This is a genomic window from Lacticaseibacillus salsurivasis (assembly GCF_036246225.1).
Classification (GTDB): Bacteria; Bacillota; Bacilli; order Lactobacillales; family Lactobacillaceae; genus Lacticaseibacillus; species Lacticaseibacillus salsurivasis.
Genome location: NZ_BTTP01000011.1, coordinates 22,973 through 44,223, shown reverse-complemented (window position 1 = coordinate 44,223; position 21,251 = coordinate 22,973). Strand labels below are relative to the sequence as shown.

The 21,251-nt window shown below is 56.2% G+C and carries 15 protein-coding genes; 5 read left to right on the top strand and 10 right to left on the bottom strand.

Going from position 1 to position 21,251, the window contains the following annotated elements:
- The first annotated feature begins 2 nt into the window (after positions 1-2).
- On the top strand, positions 3-551 hold the full coding sequence (locus AAA927_RS08710; RefSeq protein WP_338217511.1) for a GNAT family N-acetyltransferase: 549 nt from the start codon (positions 3-5) through the stop codon (positions 549-551).
- 152 nt (positions 552-703) lie between these two features.
- Here the strand turns inward: AAA927_RS08710 and citG are convergent, their stop codons facing one another.
- From citG to AAA927_RS08675, 7 genes are read right to left on the bottom strand one after another with little or no spacing between them, the layout of a single operon-like run.
- A complete protein-coding gene (gene citG / locus AAA927_RS08705; RefSeq protein WP_338217510.1) occupies positions 704-1,546 on the bottom strand; it encodes a triphosphoribosyl-dephospho-CoA synthase CitG in 843 nt (280 codons plus the stop codon).
- A gap of 11 nt (positions 1,547-1,557) precedes the next feature.
- Positions 1,558-2,337 (bottom strand): alpha/beta fold hydrolase, encoded by a 780-nt coding sequence (locus tag AAA927_RS08700; RefSeq protein ID WP_338217509.1) that lies wholly within the window; start codon positions 2,335-2,337, stop codon positions 1,558-1,560.
- Positions 2,337-2,972 (bottom strand): malonate decarboxylase holo-ACP synthase, encoded by a 636-nt coding sequence (locus tag AAA927_RS08695; protein ID WP_338217508.1) that lies wholly within the window; start codon positions 2,970-2,972, stop codon positions 2,337-2,339. Before AAA927_RS08695 ends, AAA927_RS08700 begins: the two co-directional genes overlap by 1 nt.
- Positions 2,966-4,642 (bottom strand): biotin-independent malonate decarboxylase subunit beta, encoded by a 1,677-nt coding sequence (gene mdcD / locus AAA927_RS08690; RefSeq protein WP_338217507.1) that lies wholly within the window; start codon positions 4,640-4,642, stop codon positions 2,966-2,968. Before mdcD ends, AAA927_RS08695 begins: the two co-directional genes overlap by 7 nt.
- Complete coding sequence (locus AAA927_RS08685) at positions 4,632-4,931, bottom strand: malonate decarboxylase subunit delta (protein ID WP_338217506.1); 300 nt, start codon at positions 4,929-4,931, stop codon at positions 4,632-4,634. Before AAA927_RS08685 ends, mdcD begins: the two co-directional genes overlap by 11 nt.
- Positions 4,932-4,960: 29 nt before the next feature.
- Positions 4,961-6,604, bottom strand: coding sequence for a malonate decarboxylase subunit alpha (gene mdcA, locus AAA927_RS08680; protein WP_204118186.1), 1,644 nt, complete (start codon positions 6,602-6,604; stop codon positions 4,961-4,963).
- Positions 6,604-7,518, bottom strand: coding sequence for an ACP S-malonyltransferase (locus AAA927_RS08675; RefSeq protein ID WP_338217503.1), 915 nt, complete (start codon positions 7,516-7,518; stop codon positions 6,604-6,606). Before AAA927_RS08675 ends, mdcA begins: the two co-directional genes overlap by 1 nt.
- Positions 7,519-7,640: 122 nt before the next feature.
- Between AAA927_RS08675 and AAA927_RS08670 the strand changes: the two genes are divergently transcribed.
- The 4 genes from AAA927_RS08670 to AAA927_RS08655 all read left to right on the top strand — a co-directional run bounded on the left by AAA927_RS08670 (position 7,641) and on the right by AAA927_RS08655 (position 13,236).
- Positions 7,641-8,516: a LysR family transcriptional regulator gene (locus AAA927_RS08670; RefSeq protein ID WP_338217501.1), complete on the top strand. Its 876-nt coding sequence runs from the start codon at positions 7,641-7,643 to the stop codon at positions 8,514-8,516.
- Positions 8,517-8,631: 115 nt separating this feature from the next.
- On the top strand, positions 8,632-9,744 hold the full coding sequence (locus tag AAA927_RS08665) for an acyltransferase family protein (RefSeq protein WP_338217500.1): 1,113 nt from the start codon (positions 8,632-8,634) through the stop codon (positions 9,742-9,744).
- A 225-nt stretch (positions 9,745-9,969) separates the two neighbouring features.
- Complete coding sequence (locus AAA927_RS08660) at positions 9,970-10,920, top strand: helix-turn-helix transcriptional regulator (protein WP_338217499.1); 951 nt, start codon at positions 9,970-9,972, stop codon at positions 10,918-10,920.
- A 99-nt stretch (positions 10,921-11,019) separates the two neighbouring features.
- Positions 11,020-13,236, top strand: coding sequence for an SEC10/PgrA surface exclusion domain-containing protein (locus AAA927_RS08655; RefSeq protein ID WP_338217497.1), 2,217 nt, complete (start codon positions 11,020-11,022; stop codon positions 13,234-13,236).
- A 295-nt stretch (positions 13,237-13,531) separates the two neighbouring features.
- Here the strand turns inward: AAA927_RS08655 and AAA927_RS08650 are convergent, their stop codons facing one another.
- The 3 genes from AAA927_RS08650 to AAA927_RS08640 form a co-directional block, all read right to left on the bottom strand.
- Positions 13,532-14,452, bottom strand: coding sequence for an alpha/beta hydrolase (locus AAA927_RS08650; RefSeq protein ID WP_435891519.1), 921 nt, complete (start codon positions 14,450-14,452; stop codon positions 13,532-13,534).
- On the bottom strand, positions 14,415-15,554 hold the full coding sequence (locus AAA927_RS08645; protein WP_338217495.1) for a PTS transporter subunit EIIC: 1,140 nt from the start codon (positions 15,552-15,554) through the stop codon (positions 14,415-14,417). Before AAA927_RS08645 ends, AAA927_RS08650 begins: the two co-directional genes overlap by 38 nt.
- Before the next feature lie 161 nt (positions 15,555-15,715).
- Positions 15,716-20,929, bottom strand: a complete 5,214-nt coding sequence (locus AAA927_RS08640; RefSeq protein ID WP_338217494.1) for a TIM-barrel domain-containing protein — start codon at positions 20,927-20,929, stop codon at positions 15,716-15,718.
- Positions 20,930-21,251 lie beyond the last annotated feature (322 nt).

The following is a 21,251-nucleotide window of genomic DNA, read 5'->3' as shown; positions in this document are numbered from 1 at the left end:
TCATGAAAGGACAGTTAATGAACACTATTCGTCAAATCACTGAGCAAGACATCCCCACCCTCGTTCACATGGCCCGCATCACCTTTGCGGATACCTTCGACGCAAATACCGCCCCAGCTGACATGGCCGAATTTCTGGCCACGGCTTATGCGCCAAGCAAGCTCACGGCAGAATTAAACACCCCAGGCACCACCTTTTGGTTCGCGCTGGTTGATGGCACCCCGGCCGGCTATGCCAAATTCAACGTGGACGCCGCCGTCACCGCGGATGTCAAAGCGACCAACGCCCTCGAGTTGGAACGTATCTACATCCTGCCAACCTACAAGCATCACGGCTTGGGCAGCCTGCTCTATAACCAGGCGTTAAAATTAGCGCAAGCGCAAGGTAAGGACACCATCGCCCTGGGCGTATGGGAACACAATGAACCGGCAAAAGCCTTCTATACAAAGCGCGGGTTCAAAAAAGTCGGCGAGCACGCCTTCGTGGTCGGTGATGATCCGCAGCACGACTGGCTGATGGAAGCCGCCGTTGCACCAGCGCCAAAAGCATAATCATCACCAAACGCCGGACATCATTTTCACCGTACTTTTCGTCATTAGGCGGGCCCTTGTTTCACGTGAAACATAACTGTCTACTATGCGTCAGCGCATCAAAAGAACCGCCTCGCATCAAATGCGAGACGGTTCTTTTGTCGTATTAGACTTCAGATGACACCTTCCACCAGTCCCATAAAAATGGTCAAAATCAGCATATCCGCCGATCCGCCCAGACTTAGGTTCTGCTTCAAAAAGTCTGCATTCATCTGCTCTAGCAGCCGCATCCCCGCTTGGGTGTGCGTGCCGCCAGTGGCCAAAATCGCCTGAGCCTGCTGCTGCGCCACCGGCAAAATAGCGGTGGTGCCAGCGCGATGAATCAGGTTGGTATCGGTGAAATGGCTCAAAATCGCCATCAAGCTATCGAGCAGCCGCTCGTTCAGCGTCCCAGTCGCCTGCCGCAGCATGGGCAAGCCATGGTCGAACACGCTCAGGTACCCAGCTTCGGCTTCCCCGCGCACGCCGGTTAAGCCGTGCTCAAGGTACAGCCGCTCGCCGGCCGTCAGTTCCGCATCGGTTTTCGCCGCGGTGGCGGCAAAGTCGCCAGCGGTCAAGCCCACCAGCATCTGCTGGACCACCTGGCGCACGGTCAGGTCACAGGACTGGTGATAGGCCGTCGCTGCAGTCAGAATTCCTAGCGAGAAAATGGCGCCTTTATGCGTGTTCACCCCGGCGGTTGCGGCGAACATCGCCTGCTCCGCCTTCATTCCTGCTGGCCGCAGCGCCTGAAATAGTGCCGGCAAGTCGCCTTGCCAATCTAGGCCGGTTTGGGCACAAAACAGTAAATACGGCTGCAAGCTCAAGCTGGAGTTAATGAACGTGAACACGGTCATATCAGAATGGGGCCCGCTGCTGACGGGATCCACCAGGCCGGGTTTGGGATTGACGCTGACCTCATAAAGCAAGGCCCGCGTGGCCAGATTGGCCAGTTGTTCTGCCGTAAATGCCGTCATAACGTGTCCTTTCACTTGTTTTGCAACATGAAATGCCGCAGCGTTTGATTGAACGCTTCCGGGACTTCAGCCATCACATCGTGGCCGCAGTTTTGAATCATCACTTCGCGCACCTGGGCATTGCGCCGCATCAGCCACTGGCCGTAGCCATTGTTGAAATACGGCGTTTGCGCGGCCGTGGCGAACAGCACCGGGGCCGTTTCGCTGCTGATCTGCGCGCGCCAGTCCGCTTGAAAATGATCCGTCAGCAGCGCCACGCCTTGCTCACGGTCGAAGGGCTGGCGGCTTTCGGCGCGAATGAACGCATCCATCACCGCCGGCACCATGCCGTGCAAGGTTTCGTGGCCTTGGCGCGGCCGGTGCAACTGCACTGGCGCGGTGCGTGCGGTTAAGCCGCGAAAGCCGAATTGCCACTGATGATCGTTGAGCATTTTCGGCGACTGATCCACCACCAGCACCCCGCTGACTGGCACGTCTGGATGCCGCTGGCGAAACGCCCAAATCACGCTGGCGCCCATCGAATGACCCACCAGCAGCGGCCGCTTCAGCTGCAATTGCGAGACCACCGCGGCCAAATCATCGGCCAATGCCGCTAGCGACGTCGCCACCGCCCCAGTGGATTCGCCCTGCCCGCGGTAATCAAAGCACACAGTTTGCGCGCGGCGACTAAACGCCGCCACTTGGGCGGTCCAGATTTCCTTGTAGCTGCCAAAACCATTGACGAACACGATGGGCCGGCCGCTACCTTCAACAGCCACGGCTAACTGGGCGTCAGGAACCGCAATTTGCATTAGGCTTCACCTTCAAAATGCCACGGATCCGCGGTTAACTGCGGACCGGTGGCGGTTTTCATCATCACCTGGGTAGCACGGTGCTGGGCGTACTCTTCTAGGGAAAAGCCATCCTGGCCATGCACCACTTGGATGTCCGCATGCGCGCCCGCAATGACTTGCAGACGCTGAATCAGCGTTTGTGCTGCCGCCACTGACAAGGCCTTAGCTGGCCTGGTCATGATGACATCGACATCTGAGACTGGCCGCGCCATTTTCAGGCCCGTGACCAGCTCGAATTGCAGGCTGCCGCCCACACCCCAGTCGAAGCCCTGCAGCAAAGGCTGCAGGGCGGCGAGCTTTTGGAATGCCGGCAATTGCGCCCGCGCCGGGTCCAGCTGCGGCAGCAACGCCAAGGCCTGCTGCGGGGTCACGGTCGCCGCCACCTGAGCAGACGCCACGAACGCCGCAAAGCGCTGCGCCTTTTGATAGCCACGAAGGCCGACCGGAATCCGGTCGGCCTGGGGGCCCCGCCGTACGATCACGTATGGCGATTCGGTTAACATGGCCACTGCCCAATCAGGCAGCGGGCTCGCTGCCCTCAAAGCATCAGCTGCTTTGAGCCGCACGAGCGTATGCGGAGTGAAACTTACCATTGCTGATCCATCAAGGCGCGAACTTTGTTGGTGGCTTTGCGGCCGCCGCCTTCGCCGTTCACGGCAATGTCGTTGGTGTAACGGAAGGACAGGTCAGCAGGCGCGTCTGCCAGACTCTTGAACGCGTCGTCCAAGGCGGCCTTCACAGTAGCAACGGCATTGGCATCAGAATCGTAGCCTTTGACGCCTTTGATCAAGTTGTACAAAGAGCCAAGCTTTTGATAGTTTTCAATGTCGTAAGCCATCGCTGGCACATGCTTGGTGGCTTCTTCCAATTCAGCAATCGTCCGCTGGGTAATGCGGGCACTGGAGGCCTTGCTCATCGCCTGAATGGTGATGTCGAGGTCATCCAAGGCGACCAGCCGGTTGGATTGCAAACCTTGAGCGAGGAAGCCACCGGAAACGGCATCCCCAGGAATGAAGGAAACCAGCTTGTGACCGGCCTGGCGCGCCCGCGCATAGGCACTGGCAGCGGAAGCCAGGGACATGTGAATCCCAATCAATTCTTCCTTGTAGCCATACGCCTGACTAGGTACATCGACAACAATCACGATCGGTGTCTTCTCAGCGGCTGGCTTGTCCGCATCAGCGGCAATCAAGTCGTTGATGACACTGGCAACCGTGTAGCCTTCTTGCAGGCCCACTTCACCATGGCGCACCCGCGGGAATCGATTGTCTTCAGCTGGCACAATGGCAACATATTCGCGACCATCGGCTTGGGCATGCAAGACCGTAGGCACATCACTGTGGGCATTCTTGATACCGGTCAACAGTTCAAACCAGTTGCGGCCTCGGGACTTGGTGCCAGGCTGGCTGCCACTGGTGGCTGGGGCTAGGTGATGCGGCTTGGCAACGACTTGCTTGAACAGCTGGTCATAGCCGGCGATATCCAGCGGCTGGCTTGGGTCGAGTTGATCCAGCAAGCTCAGGTAGAAATCGCCGCGCTGATCACGGTGCGAATCCTTGTTTTCATCAATCGCTGCCGTGATGGCCGTGCGGAAGGCGTTGACGTCATCGTCGACGACTTCATCGATGATGCCGGTGGCCTGGCGCTGCTTGGTGCCCAGCGTGTTCCAGATCAAGTTCTTATCGGAAGAATCCCATTCCTTGACGCCGGCTTCCTGCTCGATGACTTCAGGACCGTTCAAGCCGATGCGGGCTTTGTCGGTGCCGATGACATAAGACAGCAAGGCGTTGGTGATGGACATCCCGCCAAAAGAGCCGACACGCCCTGGCACGAGGCCAATAACTGGCACGTACTGTTTCAAGGCAATGACCATGTTGTGGATTTCGGAAATCGACAAGAGGCCGTAGTTGGCTTCCTGCAGGCGCACGCCACCGGTATCCAAGATGATGATCGGATATTCCTTGTGGCCGGCTTTGTTATCGGCTAACACATGCTCCAAGGCGGAGACAATCTTCGCGCCGGAGACTTCTCCAATCCCGCCGCCTTGGAAGGCGCCTTCGATGGCGATGATGACCGTGTCTTTTTGATTCAATTGCCCTTTCATCACCACAATGCCGTCATCGGCTTCAGGCACGATGTTTTGGGGCTCGAGGTGCGGGGAAATCATGTTATCAAAGGGCCCAATCAGTTCACGGGTGCTGCCCTCATCAAGTAAGGCCTCTGCGCGCTGGCGAGCGTGCAATTCAACAAAACTATTGCTCATCTTTCAACGCCTCCATTGCTTGAGTGAGTCGCAGGTTAACGACGCCAGGCGTGGCGCCGAAATCATTGATCTCAAAGTCGGCCAGCAGTGGGTAGCGGTCGAAGAACCGGTTCAGCACGTTTTGCCAAACTTCCTTGAACCCATCACTACCAGTGACAATGTTTAATTCAGATTCTTTTTTATCCGTCGGCTTCATGATCACTTCAAGGTCGCCGGAAGCAACGACGCCAATGTGAACAGGGCGTTCGATTGGCTGGGTTGCCGCATAATTAAAGTGCAATTTTTCCATAATGTTGCGTGCTCCTTTCAGAGGTGACCTTAGCTCCAGCTCCGGAACTTAGCCGGCGGGTTGTACAAGCCTTTCGACCACTTGACCAAATCTTCCATGTTCTGAGCGGCCAGCAAGGACCGGGTGGCCTGGTTGCGGTTAACGCCGAGGTCTTCTGGGAAGGCCACAATGCCGCGGGCCCGCAAGTCTTTGACCACCGCTGGATCAGAACGCAAACCAACTGGGGTGACCCCAGCAATGGCTTCAATTGCCGCTTGGCGTTCGGCCATGGAAGAGGTCTTGTACAGGTAGGCAATCCCTTCTTCAGTCACGATATGGGTCGTGTCTTCGGAGTAAATCATGATCGGCACGTTTTGCAGCTTGGCTTCCTTGCGTACTTCAACGGCGTCGAGGGAGTCCACGAACACTGGGCGCTTGTTGGAGCCAAAGGTTTCAACCATTTGCACGACCAACTTCTGGCCTTTGCCCAGCGGATCGTTATCAGGCCGCAAGCTCTGCCATGCTGGCGTGGAGTGGCGCCGGCCGGTGGGGTTGGAGCCCATGTTTGGCGCGCCGCCGAAACCGGAGAGCCGGCCGTTGGTGACGGTTGAGGAGTTGCCATATTGGTCGATTTGCAGGGTCGAGCCAACGAACATATCCAGCGCATACTGACCCGCCATTTGACCAAAGGCCCGGTTTGAGCGCATCGTGCCGTCCTTGCCGACGAAGAAGACGTCTGGGCGCGCAGCGATGTACTTTTCCATCCCGACTTCACCACCGAAGGAGTGAATCGACTGCACCCAGCCAGATTCAATGGCGGGAATGAGGGTTGGCGTTGGGTTAACTTCCCAGTTTGGCACAATCTTGCCTTTCAGGCCCAGTTGCTCGCCGTATGTTGGCAGCAACAGTTCGATAGCGGCGGTGTTGAATCCGACCCCATGGTTAACAGACTGAACATTGTGCTTCTCATAAATGCCGCGGATGGCCATCATCGCCATCAAAATCTGTAGCTCGGTGATGTTCTGCGGGTCGCGGGTAAACAGCGGTTCAAGCTGATAAGGCTCGTCTGCTGGGATGATGACATCGACCCAGTCAGCTGGGATATCCACGCGCGGTAGTTTGTCGACCACTTCATTGGCCTGCACAATGACAATGCCATCATGGAAGGCCGCAGATTCAACAATCACTGGCGTTTCTTCGGTGTTGTAGCCGGTGTACAGGTTCCCATCGCGGTCAACCTTATCGGCAGCGACCAAGACGACATTCGGAATCAAGTCGATGTACAGGCGGGCATACAGTTCCAGATAAGTGTGAATATCGCCAACCTTCAAGGTGCCATCGGCGATCATTTGTGAAACGCGCGTGCTTTGCGGGCCAGCAAAGGAAAAGTCCATTTTGGAGGCAATCCCGTCTTCAAAAATGTCCAGATGTTCTGGCCGTGAAATACTACTCATAATCATGTGCAAGTCGTGCACCTTGGCTGGATCAACTGAAGCCAATGTCTTCGACAAAAAGGTCGCTTGCTTTTGGTTATCGCCTTCGAGGACCACTTTGTCCCCTGGTGCAATTAACCCTTCCAGAATGGCTTTGGCATCGCTGGTTTTGGCGAACTTGCCATCGATCATACTGCTCATTGCTGAGAGCTTGTTCGCTTTGGCTTCGCGATGCGTTGCCCAATCACGTTCTTCGCTCATTAATAAGTCCCTCTTTCCCATTTGGTTAACAAAAATGCGGCATCCGATACGCTCATCTGATCAAGATTGACTTGATGCAGATCGCCGAACTTCTGCCCCAGCACCTTCCGGAACGGCCGGCCAGGGGAAAAGTTCACGATGCTATCGGGTTCATAATCGTGTGCCACGCCCATCATCGCTTCAAAATACACGGGATGAGCCAAGTTGTTGCTGAGATCCTCGCGCACCGGTGCCACTTGGCGCACGGCACGGCCGGAGTAATTCGTCAGGTAAATGCCGGCTGGTTTTTGCAGGGTCACATCTGCCATGGCGGCGGCCAGCTGAGTGCCGACTTTCGCCATCAACGGTGAATGCGACGGCACCGGCACTTTCAGCCGCCGCGCCAGTACCGCGCCGCTGGCCTTGGCGAGGGTCACGACCTGATCGATCGCAGCCAGCTCGCCGGACAACGCGGTTTGGTCTTCGGCGTTTTGGTTGGACGCATAAACCGGGTGCTCCGGACTGTTGACTTGCGCCACCAAGGCTTCCACCTCAGGCCGGCTCAAACCAACCACCACGCCCATCCCATAACCTTGGGGATAGGCGCCTTGCATCAGCTCCGCGCGGCGTTTGACCACGCGGAACAAATCATCCTGCGCTAAACTGCCGATGGCATACGCCGCGGCGAACACACCGAGGCTATGGCCAGCCACCAAATGCGGCTTCAAACCGGCAGCTTGCATGGCGTTGACTTGCGCCACTTGCAACAATTCGATGCCGACTTGCAGCTGCACCGAGTCTTGGTACGCTTCGTCGGTATCCAGCAACTTCAAACCCAGCAAGTCCTCGACGTGGCTGCGCAAGGCCTGGTCCACGTTTTGGAGCATGCCGGCGTTTTGGCCCCCTTGACCGGGGAAAATCCACAAAGAATTCACGATTGACCTTCTCTCTATCTGATCCGATCGCTCTCACATTGCCACTTTATGCCCTTCAGATAGCGTTGTATAATGATTTTATCTTATATGTATAACTATCAGTTATGAATAGGAGGCAACCCATGAACCTCGCTCAGCTTCAAGGTTTCGTTTACACGGCCCAAACCGGCAGCATCACTCAAGGCGCGCGCCAGGCTTTTATCAGTCAACCGGCGATGACCAAAATGATTCAGGAATTGGAAAAAGAACTCGGGGTGGCGCTGTTCGACCGAGTGGGCCGCGGCATTCAGATCAACGATGCCGGCCGCTTATTTCTCAACTACGTGGAATCCGGCCTCGACCAAATCGAGGAAGGCATTGAAGCCGTCGCCAAACCCTCCACGCATCAGCGCCCAATTCGTCTGCTGGTGGAAGTCGCGTCGGCGCTGATTCCAGACATCATCAAAACGATCCACGCCATTTACCCCAACGCCCCGATTCAGCTGACCCAGCGCATCACCGCCGTCAACGAAACCCGCGAATTCGATTTCACCATTTCCACCCGTCAGCCGCGCCGCGACCGACGTTCAGTGCCGCTGCTGAACGAGGAAATCTTAATTGGCAGTGCCAATGCCGACCTGACCGCTTCCGCTTTTATCACACCGAATGCGTTGGTGGGCCAGCCGATTGTGTCGCTCGGTTACCACACGCCGCTGCGCGATACCTTGGATCAATATTTTGACCAGCGCAACTTGCGCCTGAATTTCCAGTACGAATCCGACGACCCGGCCAGTATCCGCGCGATGTTGGCCTCAGGAATCGGCGTCGGCTTCATCCCCTCGGTTACCTGGGCCGAAACGGGCAAGCAGCTGCATCTGGCCCGAATTACGCCGGATCCGCCTTTTCGCACCATTTATTTGACAGAAGGCCAGCCCAAAGAAGACGTGCGCACCCGCAAAGTGGCGAACGCGTTAGTGGCGCTATTTGTCGCCGCCCGCGCCCAGGCCCTGAAGGTCTAACGGCGCCGCTAGCGAAAAATTAAAGGCTTGCAACTGCGCACGCAACTCGTTACACTGGCTTCGACAACTCCCACCGATCGCCTCTCACAAATCCGAACTAAGGTGGGACAACCAAATGAGTGAGAAGACGCTCGCACCAGCCGCCGATATCGGCGACTACTTAAAGCTAGGCGCCTGCACTGCCGTGATGTCGCAGCCCATTATGAGCTACGCGTTGACGACCAGCCCTAGCATTGGCGCGCAAACTTGGATCGGGATTATGTATAACCTGGTCAAGTACACCGCACCAGCCTTTATTTTTGGCATTCTTTACACCACCACCCGCACGACCATCGACCATCGGGAATTGACTTACGGCCACTATCTCAAAAACATGTGGCACGCCTTGTTCATCCCCACGATTTGGTGGACGTTTATTTACCTGTTGGTTATGCCGCAAATGCAGCAAGTCAACCAGTATCACGACTTAGGCTCGTTTCTCTGGCATTTCGTCAACGGGAACGCCGCGCCGCATTTGTGGTATAACACCATGATGCTGCAGTTCATCATTTTGATGCCGGTCTTCTGGGCGATTGGCCGCTGGTGCGGACAAAACGCCAAGCGCGGCATCATCGCTGCCGGCGCCGCGGTCGTGATTGCGGCGCTGTGGCTGTGGTTCTATGACACCCAGGTCTTTAACGGCCCGCATGCTCAAGATTGGTACCTGTTTGATCGGCTGTTCATCAGCTTCTTCATCTATGGTGTCTTTGGGACGCTGGCTTGGCAGTACCGCGAGCACTTCGATCGCGCCATCATGAAATGGTGGCCGGCCATCGCCGTCGTCTTTTTAGCCACGTTCTGGTGGACCAACCACGAACTGTTCAGCTACGGCTTCCCGATCAACCTTGGCAACGCGCCTTACTACAAGCCGTCGATGACCTTGTATGATCTCGCCGCCATCGGCCTGTTCTCGGCGCTGTGCCTGTATCAGGTCAAAGCCGGCCGGCCATTTACGAAGTTCGTGCATAAATTTGCCAACTTCGCCTACAAAGCCTACCTGTCGAATGTCTTTTGGTCACAATGCCTGTGGCTGCTCTTCGGCAAGACCCTGACCACCGCCAACACCTGGGTCGGGATTTTGGTGTTGTATGTGCTGACCTGGTGCATCTCTTTCGCTTCGGCGTTCGGCATCAATGCCATTTGGTCACGGTTGAAACCGATGATTTTTAAATCAGCCGCCGTCGCTTAGGTGCGCCGCCACGCTAATTGAATACAAGCAATCCCATCATCGTCGCAGACGTTTCATCTGAGCGCGGTGATGGGATTTTTTTGCTCGCCGCCATCTATTATGCAATTGTTATTGAATTCATTACCAAACTGTCATCACCGCTAAAAGCGGCCGAGGGTTTTCACCCACTCTTTCCGGCTTCATCTGGTAAGATATGTGATAGATAACCCAAAGGTGGTGGCTCCCATGGAAAGCAACGCCCGCGTCGCGCATATTTTTGCGGCCTTAATGCAAGGTCAAACCATTGATGCTGAGACCCTGACAGCTGAATACAGCATTAGCCTGCGCACCCTCCAGCGCGACTTAGCCGACATCCGGGCCGCCTTGGCTGACGAGTGCGCCCGGCCGCCAGTGCTCCAGGAAGGACCACCGCGGCACTGGTGCTTAATGACCGATAACCGGCAAGATAGCATCGCCTTGGCGGTCAGCCACATCGTCACCGGCAGTCGCGCTTTTGATCAAGGCGAACTTGCAGCAGCTTTGGCCTACATTGAACAGCCCCTCTCTCCGACCAGTCGCTCTGCCCTGCACGCGGATTTGCGCTTGGCCCGGCATGGTTTTTCGCCGCTCACTGGCGCCAAACCGCTACTGGGCTTGTTGCAGACAGTTAATACCGCCATTGATCAGCGCCTTAAGCTGACGTTCAGCTACCGCAGCAGCCGTTCGAATTTGAAACAAACCAGCGAAATTCACCATGCCCAACCTGTGGCCGTGTTCTTTGAGCGCTTTTACTTTTACGTGGCGATGTTTGCCGACGAGCATCATGGTTACTGGCTCTATCGCCTTGATCGCATCGAGGAGATCTTAGATGAAACCAAGGGTGAAAAACTCGATTACGCGACCCGCTTTTCGCTGCAGGACCACTGGCGGCAAACCTACTTCATCGACTTTGGCGAACCGACTGTCATCCACTTTGAGTACGAAGGTTTTGTGACCACGGCGCTAGACGCTTTTCCCACTTCCAAAGTCGTTGCCACCAACGCGGACGGCAGCGTCGTCATTGAAGCCTACGCCCGCATCGAAGGGGCCCTACTGTGGCTGCTCGGCCAAGGCCCACGGGTCAAGGTGCTCGATCCGCCACTGTTGGTCAAACGGATCAAAACTATGCTGACGGCGATGCAGGCTAAATATCAATAAAATAATTTGGTGAGCGGCCGGATTGTTATTTTTATGTCATATTATGACGCGGTCAATTAGTACACTGGGGAAGAAATTTCTTTATTTGGAGGAGAGATTATGAAGAAAACCCCATTGTTCACTTTGACTGCAGCCGCTACCATTGCCGGCTTGGCGCTAGCGAACCCGCAAAGCACCCATGCCGCGACCAAACCGGCCACCAGCACGGTGCAAAACACCGATAACGATGAAGCAGCGGCGCAAACTGCCGTTGATCAAGCCCAACAAGCGGCCGACACCACGGCCGCGGCCAAAGCTGAGGCCGAAGCTGATCTGAGCGCCGCGCAAACCACGGCAGATCAAACCGCTGCGGACAAGGCGGCCGCAGAAGCCACCAAGGCGGAAGCAACGCCAGAAGCCATTGCTCAGGCCCAGGCAGATGCCGACGCCGCAGCGGCCACCACTGCTGACGCCCAAGCAGCCAGCGACGCCGCGGACCAAACCGTCTCTGAAGCACAAGCTGACGTTGATACGAAAGCAGCAGCAGACGAAGCGGCGCAATCCGCTAAAACTGCAGCCGATGATGCCGTGACTGCCGCACAAGCCGCCCTGACCGGAGAAGACGACCCGACGGTAACGGCCAGCCAACAAGCCGTTGACGAGGCGCAGGTCGCCGCCGACCAAGCCGGCACGGCGGTGGATAACGCCACGGCCGCGCAAACTCAGGCCCAACAGGCGGTGGATGACGCGACTGACGCTGATTCCGAAGTTGGGGGCGTGGTGCTAACGCCCGATTTTCTGCAGGCTTTTCAGGAAGCAGAGGCCTTCGATGGTGATTATTCCACCTTCGATTGGACTAACAACGCCCTCGCCAAGGCCCGTGACGCCACACAGCTCATTGACTATCAACCGACGGCGGCTGATGAGGCGGAAATTGTTCCTGATTTCACTCACTTAACGAATGCTGAAGCCCGCGAACTCTCCGAGTTTGCTGCTTCAATCATTAATGATATCCGCACTCGATTCGGCATCGCACCAATCCACGTTTCCGATGGCTCAGTCCAGGCCGCGCTGCTTCACGTCGGCGGCAACCTATACCGCGGCAACTATGGTGATTCCTCATTCTATGACTGGGACTCAGAAATTTCGGTTGATGCGGCTCAGACGTTAGGTCTCCCCACCGGCACTCAATACGATACAAACCAAGGCGAAGGACCAGCAGAGGTCTTTGGTGCTGGTGACATCTGGGACGGGGTAATGAGTTTCAGTTTCGATCTCAATGATAATGGTGACAATCCAGCACCGATGGCCAACCTCAAACGCGGGGTGCTCGCCGCCATTGCCAGCCTCTTGAGCACAACTGACTATTCAACGACTGAAAGCGATATTTATGTCGCTGGTCCATCACTCACCGGCGAGTGGCGAGGACAGCCAGAATGGTTAACCGACCTTTTGTTATCCCAGGGCTATTACCAGGACTTCGACTATCTGGGCGTGATGATTAACGAGGCCGGAGAACTCAGATTAACCTACACCAACGTCACCGGCGTCGACCACAGCTATCCTTTCTTTAACAACACCACGACCCCGGCGCCGATTGCCCACACCCGGGACACCACAGCCTTAGCCAAGGCGCAACAGGCGCTGGCTGATGCGACAACCGCATTGACAACGGCGCAAGCGACGAAGACCGCTGCCGACACAGCCCTGCAAGCGGCCCAGGCCAAGCTTGCTGCTGATCAACAAACCGCCGCAGCCAATGCCGCGGCTAATCAAGCGACCTTAACCGCTAACCTCGAAGCGGCAGAGGCGCAAGCCACCGCTGCCGCAGCAACCGCAACCGCCACGCACAACGCCCTCACCGCCGCGCAGACCGCACTCACAGCGGCACAAACCGCCGCTGATGAAGCTCACGACGCCCTCACTGCTGCGCAAGCAGCTGAAACCGCAGCCGCTGACCATCGAGATGCTTTGCAACAAGCTGATGCTAACCTAGCCCTGGCCCAGGCAGCCGATGAAGCGGCGCAGGCCGCATTAGCCGACGCCCAAGCGGCCTACGAGGCCACGCTCGCTCCAGCTGCCGCCGCTGCCAGCGCCTTGAAAGCCGCGCAAGCCCACCTGGCAACGGTGCAACACTGGCTAGCGCTACACCAGAAGCACACTGGCGCCAAGCCAGCCGCGACCCTGAAACAGGCCAACTTAGCTAAAGTTAAACCAGTTGCCGCCTCGGCTTTGCCAAGTACCGGCGATGCCCACCAAAGTGTATTAGCCTTGCTGGGCTTGAGCCTTCTGAGCTTGTTGGGTGGTACAGCACTGCAGCGCAAACGCCGCGCTTAATTTCCGCCTCATACTTGTGCAAATAAAGACCGCGCTTCAGCGAAAAATGCTGAAGCGCGGTCTTTTGCTTATTTCGCCGGCGCGGCTTTGCACAGCGAGCCGCACTGACACTGCTCTGGCGTGACCATTTTGCATTGACAGCGGCCATGCGAGCCGGCGCAGCGGCACCCGTCGTGGCAGGTCATGCCTTGATGGCACATTGGATTATCTGAACTAGGGTCCATGTTCTCGCCTCCGTTAAGGTAACGATACTGGTCGGCCATTCGAAATGCAACCGCCCGCGAGTGAATTTGGCTTATTCATCTGGCGCAGTACCCACCCCTGGCCGGGCTTGCCCGCCGGTCGGCACGTGCACCCCTTGCTGGTTCGGATTGGTCAGGATGTACTGCTGAATGTAGCTTTCAATCTGGCGATTTTGCGGCAAATCGGAGTGACTGGCATCATCCCCAGACACAGTGATCTGCGTGTAGTGTTTCACCTGGTTTTGGAAGATGTACTTGCCGCTTTCCACACTGGAGAGTGGCACGGTGCCGTCGCCGCTATACGTCGCCGTCCCCGCCAGCGAGTACACGGTCAGGTTCGTCGGCAGATTCTTTTTGGCCTTAATCAGGTCCACCAGCATTTGCGTGCGGTTGTTGGCGTTACTTTCTTCCAAATTATACGGCGTGCCAATGGTCATCAGATCGCTAATGGTCATTGATGCGCTGGCGTAATACTTTTCCAGAAAGAGGGTCCAAATTAGGCCGCCGTTACTGTGACCGATGCCCTTGAACCGATTGAAATGGTAAGTGGTCATCAGTTTTTTCATGGCGATATTGAACCAGCTGGCCTGCTTTTTGATGTTGTTGTAGCCATCCTTGTTGTTCTCGAAAGCCACCACGATGTACGGTTCGTTATCGCGGGCGGCGATGCTCCCAGTGGAAGTCATGCTGCCATCGGTTTTCACCGTCACCTTCAGTAAACTGTGGCCGCTGGTGCGTTGATTAAGCGTGGTGATCAAGCCGTTAAACCGATTCTGCGTGGCTGAACTACCAGGCACCAGAATCACCGGTGCCATGCGGGAATCGTGAATGACCTGGGTCTGCTTCACTTGGCCGCGCATCCAAATTGTCGCTGGGATGAACAAACCAAGCACAACGGCGATACCGAGGAGGCTAAGCAAAATCGTGCGTACAGTTTTAGACATCTGGCGCCACCTCCTCCAGCATTTTGACAAATGGCCAGTAAATGGCCACAGAGGCAGCCAGGCAAACGAAGGCCACGATCAGCGCCGGCCAGTTGCCATTGGTGGCCAGCCAAGCCAACATCGGCCCTGGCGTCGTGGCTGGGACATGGTAAACGGCAGCGGTCATGAGTTGCAGGTGCAGCGCGACCCAAGCCAGCGCCGTTGCGGCCAGTGGGGCCAAGGTGAACGGAATCAGCAATAACGGATTGAGCAGCAGCGGGTAGCCCACCAGTAGCGGCAAATTGAGGTTAACCAATCCAGGGACCAGGCTCCATTTTGCTAGCTGCCGCTTGGTCCGACGCCGATCCATCAGCAAAATCGCAATGATGAGCCCCAGCGTGCCACCGACCCCGCCAAACAAGGCGAACGGTCGATACAGCGTGCCTACGGTGGTCAGGTATGGGACGGTTTTGTTCGCCAACACAGCAGTGAGATTCGCCGTGGCGGTTGGTCCGGTCAACAGCGGCGACAGCGGATCAATGAGTGGCGTCAGGCCAAACCAAGCCAGCACACTGTTCGCTAGCACGGCGAGCAAGACGCCCGCGCCGCCATGGGGAACGCTGGTAAAACTCGGGCTGATTTCACCCACCGCTAGCGCATTGAGGCCTAGGCGGATGACAACCGCTGCAATGATGATGAGGCTGGCCGTAAACCGCGCCCAAGGCAGATTGAGCAGCCAACCAATGAGCAGGCCGAATAACAGGCCGAGTAGCAAACCACCTAGCCCTAAGCCTGGCCCCAACATCGCCAGCCGCGTGGTGTTGAGGATCAAAAAGCCAATTCCTGCCACCAACATGGCTAACGTCGGGTTGCGGCGTGCCACCGCGCGGGCGGCGAAAATCGCCGTCAAGAGACCAAGCAGCCCGAGCGTGTACGCCGTGAGCATCGACAGGCCTTGACGTATCAGGGCGTACCCTGGTAGCCAACTTTTCAGCGCGAAGACTTCGGTGAAGAACCCGTTCCGCGAAAAGGCCGCGACCAACAGGGCCTGCGCGTAAGTCCCCAAAAGCACAAGCGGCAGTAACGGCTGGAAAGTCGCGGTTAGGATTGCATAAAACCGACTGTGAAAATAGCGATGCAACAACTTTTTCATGACGAGTCCTCCGTTGTCATTATACCAAGAAACGCGCTGCTGTCTGCGAGTTTCACAGTGGCGTTGTTATTTATTTCCCGGGCAATGCATCACGCAAAAAAGCGGCCGTCTCCCCCAGACGGTCGCTTCTGCCATATTTACCGGTTGTTCATTACAGTCAGTTAATTTTGCTTGCGCCGGGAGAACCCAAGGCCCCCGAGTAAGCTGAGTAGTGCAACGCCAAGGGCTGCCAGCGGGGTGGTCGACTCGCCGGTCTTCGGTAGCGTCTTCTTGCCAGCGGCTTTGGTAATCGCCGCTACTTTTTGTTGCTGGGTTGCTTTTTTATCCTGTTTCAACTTAGCACCTTGGTCGCCAGTTGGAGCAGGTTTGGTGCCTTGATCATGCTGGCCGGTTTGCGTACCCTTGCCTGCCGGCTTAAGGGCAGCCAATGCGGCTTGCAAAGCGGTGGTCGCGGCATCGACTTGCGCCGCGGTGGCATTTGGATTAGCCGCTACCGCTTGGGCAGCCGCCAAGGCATCAGCCACGCCGACATAGCTTTGGGCGGTGTAGTGCGCCGCATCCTTAGCCGCTTTTTCGGCCTGGGCAATCGCTGCTTGCAAGGCGGTTTTATCCACCACCACTGGCTTAGCCTTGAGACCAGCCAGCGCGGCAGTCAGCTGAATCGCCGCATCATCAATGGTGTCCTGCGTGGCGGCGTCATCGCCCACCACTGCAGCCGCGTTACTGATGGCAGCGGCCAGCGCCTGCTGAGAGTCCACCGTATAGCCGCTGACGTCAACTCCTTGGGCCAGCTTCAGTGACTCGGCCAAAACGGCTTTGTCGAGATGCGTGGCCGGGGTGAGACCTTTGACGGCATCAATCAGGCTTTGTTGCGCCGTGTCGATCGCCGCTTGGTCAGCTGCGCTGTCGTCAACGACGGTTTGCCCTTGCGTCAGGGCATCGGCAACGGCTTGCCAACTATCGGCCGTGTAGTGCTCCGGATTCAGCGCCTTGGCGGTAGCGATGCTTTGCCGCAAGCCAGCCTTCGCGGGATCCAGATAGGTTAACTCAACGGCGTCCGGTGCTTCTAGGAAGGCTTCCTTGCTGATTTGGTTCACCAGCATTGGATCCGTCAGCGCCAGTTTCAGCGCATCCCCGGACAGTGGCTTCTTCGCGGTTAAGGTGAAGGTCGCCAGGTCCAAGTCGCCGCTTAAGCGGTCGGCTTCACCCTTGTTCGAGAAGATCAGATAGAGATCTTCGCTGCCGTCTGAATGCAGCCGACTCTTGGAGAAGTTGATCATGTTCTTCGTCGCGTCGGTAGCCTGCACGTTGCCAAAGGTCAGTTCCTTGCTGGTGTACGGAATGTGCACAGACAGCGCGTTAACGCCGCTCAGGTCATGCCCTTGCAAGGTCACGGTGATGGTGTCACCTGGCTGGTAACTGGTTTTGTCCGTCTTGAGGGTCAAAGTGCCAGTTGGTACAGCCTCATCCCAAGTCGTGACGGCGGTGCCAAGGTGCGTTTCGACATAATTAATGTCATAGGCATCAATAGTGCCGTTTTGGTTCATGTCACCATTTTCCACATAACCATCAAAGTCGGAATCCTTGCCCTGGGTCAAGCCAGCGTAGTTCCGCAGGGAGGTTTCGTCGTCATCGGTCCAGGTGCCGTCGTTGGTTAAGTCCCCAGGCCAGTGCGGCTTGGTGCCTTCCTTCTTGAACAGCAGGAATTCTTGACCGGAAACGAATTGGCCGACCGACATGCCCTTCGGCACGGTGGATTGAACAAAGTAAGCCTTCAAGCCACTGAGGTCAACAGTCTTTTCTTGGCTGTTGGCGGCCCAGTCGCGAGCCTGAATCGGCGTGCTCCAGTGCACGCCGTCGATGGAAACTGAGATATCCAGCCCCTTGATGGTCCCGTTACCGCCATCCACGCGCGGTACGTAGGTGAAGTGGTCCAATTCGTACACATTGTGCAGTTCAACCAGCATGGTCAATGGCGTGGCATCTTGCTTGGCATCCGGGCCGGTGAACCAATTGGTATGCGCCGTCGAGTTCAAGTCAAGATCGAAAAGCAGTTCTGGGCCCATGTCTTCCTGCCAGATATTGGTGCCAGTGATATTGGACTCCGTGTTCCGAACCGAAATGCCCTTGATGGCGTCTTGGAGTGGATCATCGTCAGTGCTCATGGTCTGCACATCGGTCCACGCCCCAGCGCCATCAGCGGTAATCGCCTGAATCTGCACAGTGTGATCGCTCTTAACGAGCAAACCATCGAGGATAAAGCTGGTGCCTTGCACGTTAGCATGGAGCACCCCGTCAAGCTTCAGGTTATAGCCGGTGGCGTTTGGCGTTGCATCCCAAGTCATGCCGATTTGCCGAGCATCGGTGGTGTCGGCTTGCTGGGTCAGGTTGGTGACTGCTGGCACGGCATTATTTTGGGCCGGCAGCGCATTGACTGGCGCGGCGGTAGTATCAACGCCGTCAACCGTCAGCACAATGCCATTTTGGGTGACATCGGTGGCGCCTAACTTTACGCGCAGGAAGGCTTGCTCAATGCCGGTGCCAATGCCCTTCAGGTAGTCATTGATCAGGTAAGCCTGGTCATAGAAGTACACATTCGTGCCAGCGTTGAAGGCTTCTAAGCTATCCACTGCGGTGAGGGTGACGGTTTTGCCACCAACCGTGGCGGTGACGCTGGTTGGTGCGGTTTTGCTGCGAATATCAAATTCGGTGGTGCGATCGGTGACCATATTGGCGTAGCTGCCGGTCATCGGATCCACGGTGACAGTGAGCTTGGTGCCTTGCAGGTCAGAGGTGATGGTGGTCTTGCTGGACTGACCATTCAGGTACTCCTTAGAAATCCCATCATCTTCGTAGTTCGTCGTGGTGGTCTTGCCGTTAGCGTAAATTTGGAACTGCCGCTGGCTGAGATCCATTTTGTCTGGCGTGTTATGCGCAGGCGTGGTAGCGATGATGGCACCGGCTTTGACGAAAATTGGCAGCTTCCAAATCGGGGCGTCAAAGTTATTGATGACCTGACCGCCCTGGTATTCTTTGCCGGTGTAGTAGTCAATCCAGGTTTGGTTGGCATCTGGCAAGTAAATGCCATTGCGCACGTCATTGCCTTGCGCGTCGGCGTTAGTGTCCTGGTACACGGGCGCGACCAGGAAGTCGTCGCCCCACATGTACTCGTATTTCACCAGATCCGTGTAGGTTTCTGGCAGATTTGGATAGTCGAGGAAGAGCGCGCGCACCATTGGCTTGCCATCGAAGGTCGATTGCGCCGCCGCCGTGTAGATGTAAGGCATCAGCATCGACTTTTGCTTCAGATAAGCACGGTTGATGTTGGTGGTCGCCTCATCAAAGACAAATGGATTCTTCGGGTTGCTGCCCCAGCCATCCATGTTGAGTTCGATTGGGGTGAAGGTCTTCCACTGGAAGTCGCGAATGTTGATGATTGGATTCTTACCGCCGAAAATCCCATCCAAGTCAGAGCCGACATTCGGCTGGCCGGATAAGCCTTCGCCGATGTACGTTGGAATGTGGAAGCGAATGTATTCCCATTCGCCGCCAGTTTGGTCGCCATCCCAGATGCCGGCATAGTGTTGGGTGCCAGCCCAGCCGTTCAAAGTGATGATGAAGGGCCGAATACTGTCGCCGTTCACTTGTTCCATCATATCGGTAGCGGTTTGAATGCCATCAAGCCCGAAGGAGTAGCCAGGACCCACCCAAGCCACGTCGGTCTTCAGCGCCACGACCCCGGCAGCGACTTCAGCGGCGAAATCGCGGTCCTTGTTGGTCGGGTTATCGGGATCAACCGGCTTCAGGTTTTGCTGGGTCCACAGGCCAACTTGAATACCACGCTCGTTGGCGTACTGGATGAATTCCTTCAAGTTTTCGATGTTGCCAGCCAGGGTATCGGTTTGGCCGTAGCCGGCACCATAGCCGTCGTTCGGCAGGAACCAGCCCAATGGCATGTCATGCGCGATGTATTCATCAATCACTTCGCGCGCGGAGAATTGGTAGTTATCCTTTTCCCCATTCAAGGATTCCAGCGTGCCGGTTTGGCCAGCCGGCACCTTGTCCGGTTCGTATTCCTTGTAAGTCTTGCCATCTGGGAACTTGATGCCGCCGTACGTGCCTTCTGGAACTTCGACCCAGATGTCACGGTTATAAGCGTTCAAATGCGCTTCATAAAAGGCGTAATGTGGCATCAAAGCCGGCAGCCCAGTGAGTTCTTGGTAATCGTGAATCAAGGCGTACGCCGTGTCATCGAAGAAGTAAACCGCATCGAAGCGATCTTCCTCATGATTAGCGGTGATTTCGCCATTATTCGCAGTGTCAAAATTGTAGGTCCCTGGCTTGAAGGTGTTGCGCACCACGCCATAACCCGCAGTGGACCAGTAGAACGGATTCGGTGACGCTACCCCGCCATCAACCCAGTCGTTGGTCTTGAGAATCTTGATTTCCTTACCCTTCATGGTGAATTCACCATTTTGGGTGCCACCGCCAAAGTACTGACTGCCAGCGGCGTCCTTCAGATATTGTGTCGACCCCCCGGCCGTCACTTCCAAAGGCTTGCTTTCCGCCAGCACAATCTTGTTGTTGTGCAGCACGGACATCAACCCGGTAGCCTTGGCGAATTGAATTTGAATCGCGTCGGTGCCGATGGTCCAGCCGGCGTCAGTGGTGGTCAAGGTCGAGGCATTGAACGCCGCCTTGTCGTAGTCATCTAAGGCCTGCGGGAAAATCTTGGCGTTCAGTCCTTCCTTGGACTGCGCCGGATCACCGTACTCACCGCTTGGATCAACATAATAGCGGAACATTTTATCGGTGAGCACGCTGACATGCGCCTTTTGCCCGTTTTGATAGGTGACTTCGTAGACGTTGGTTTGCTTCTCGACATTGGTGATTGGATTAGCCACCGTGTCATCGCTGACCGCATCGTCTGCGCTTTGATCATCTACCGCTGATTGATCAGCGGCTTGCTTGGCCGCTTGATCTGCGGTTTGGTCTGCCGTTTGATCAGTGGCGGCATCAGCGGCCGGCTTTGCCTCTTGTTCTACCCCAGGGGCCGGATCCGCCTTGACGTCCGAAGCCGCAGCCGACTCCCCAGCCGGTGCTGCTTCTGGTGTTGCTTGCTCTGCGGCTGGTGCTTCAACCTGCTTACCCGTAGCGGTTGTGGCATCGGTGCTGGCATCAGCGGTTTGATCAGTTTGCGGCTGGTCCGCTTGCGCCTGCAGGCCTTGAACCGCAGCTTCCTCCTTGGCTGCTGGCTCCTGTGTTGCCGCGTGAACATGATACCCACTTAGTCCGGAGACCGTTAAGAACGAAAGGACTGCCGTACTGTAAAGCAGACCTTTGAACTTGAAAGTGGTGGACTTCCCATGTGCCATACTCAGTTTCCTCCTTTTTGGTGCCCAGCTCGAAATTCGCCCATGAGCCGGTTAGCTCAGACATTGATACCCCCACTCCCCAGTAGTGGTACCAACCACCGTGAGTGTATCCGGTTTCAAGGCGCGCCGCAAGCGGATCCCGTTGCTTCTAGCGTGGTTCACTCAAGGCAAAAATTTGTCCCCCTCACTTGCGCCAGGCAACAAATATTTTATTTCTTGGAACGATTTTTTTGCTTTTTGAATATTTGACCGAATTTCCTTGCAATAACCAGTCTTTTAGGGCGGCAAATGCCTGATTGGTAGGTACGATTAACCCGGAAAT

Bases quoted from the DNA above. Each gene is read 5' to 3' on its own strand.
- AAA927_RS08710 (WP_338217511.1), top strand. From the start codon at position 3: ATGAAAGGACAGTTAATGAACACTATTCGTCAAATCACTGAGCAAGAC.
- citG (WP_338217510.1), bottom strand. From the start codon at position 1,546: ATGACGGCATTTACGGCAGAACAACTGGCCAATCTGGCCACGCGGGCC.
- AAA927_RS08700 (WP_338217509.1), bottom strand. From the start codon at position 2,337: ATGCAAATTGCGGTTCCTGACGCCCAGTTAGCCGTGGCTGTTGAAGGT.
- AAA927_RS08695 (WP_338217508.1), bottom strand. From the start codon at position 2,972: ATGGTAAGTTTCACTCCGCATACGCTCGTGCGGCTCAAAGCAGCTGAT.
- mdcD (WP_338217507.1), bottom strand. From the start codon at position 4,642: ATGAGCAATAGTTTTGTTGAATTGCACGCTCGCCAGCGCGCAGAGGCC.
- AAA927_RS08685 (WP_338217506.1), bottom strand. From the start codon at position 4,931: ATGGAAAAATTGCACTTTAATTATGCGGCAACCCAGCCAATCGAACGC.
- mdcA (WP_204118186.1), bottom strand. From the start codon at position 6,604: ATGAGCGAAGAACGTGATTGGGCAACGCATCGCGAAGCCAAAGCGAAC.
- AAA927_RS08670 (WP_338217501.1), top strand. From the start codon at position 7,641: ATGAACCTCGCTCAGCTTCAAGGTTTCGTTTACACGGCCCAAACCGGC.
- AAA927_RS08665 (WP_338217500.1), top strand. From the start codon at position 8,632: ATGAGTGAGAAGACGCTCGCACCAGCCGCCGATATCGGCGACTACTTA.
- AAA927_RS08660 (WP_338217499.1), top strand. From the start codon at position 9,970: ATGGAAAGCAACGCCCGCGTCGCGCATATTTTTGCGGCCTTAATGCAA.
- AAA927_RS08655 (WP_338217497.1), top strand. From the start codon at position 11,020: ATGAAGAAAACCCCATTGTTCACTTTGACTGCAGCCGCTACCATTGCC.
- AAA927_RS08645 (WP_338217495.1), bottom strand. From the start codon at position 15,554: ATGAAAAAGTTGTTGCATCGCTATTTTCACAGTCGGTTTTATGCAATC.
- AAA927_RS08640 (WP_338217494.1), bottom strand. From the start codon at position 20,929: ATGGCACATGGGAAGTCCACCACTTTCAAGTTCAAAGGTCTGCTTTAC.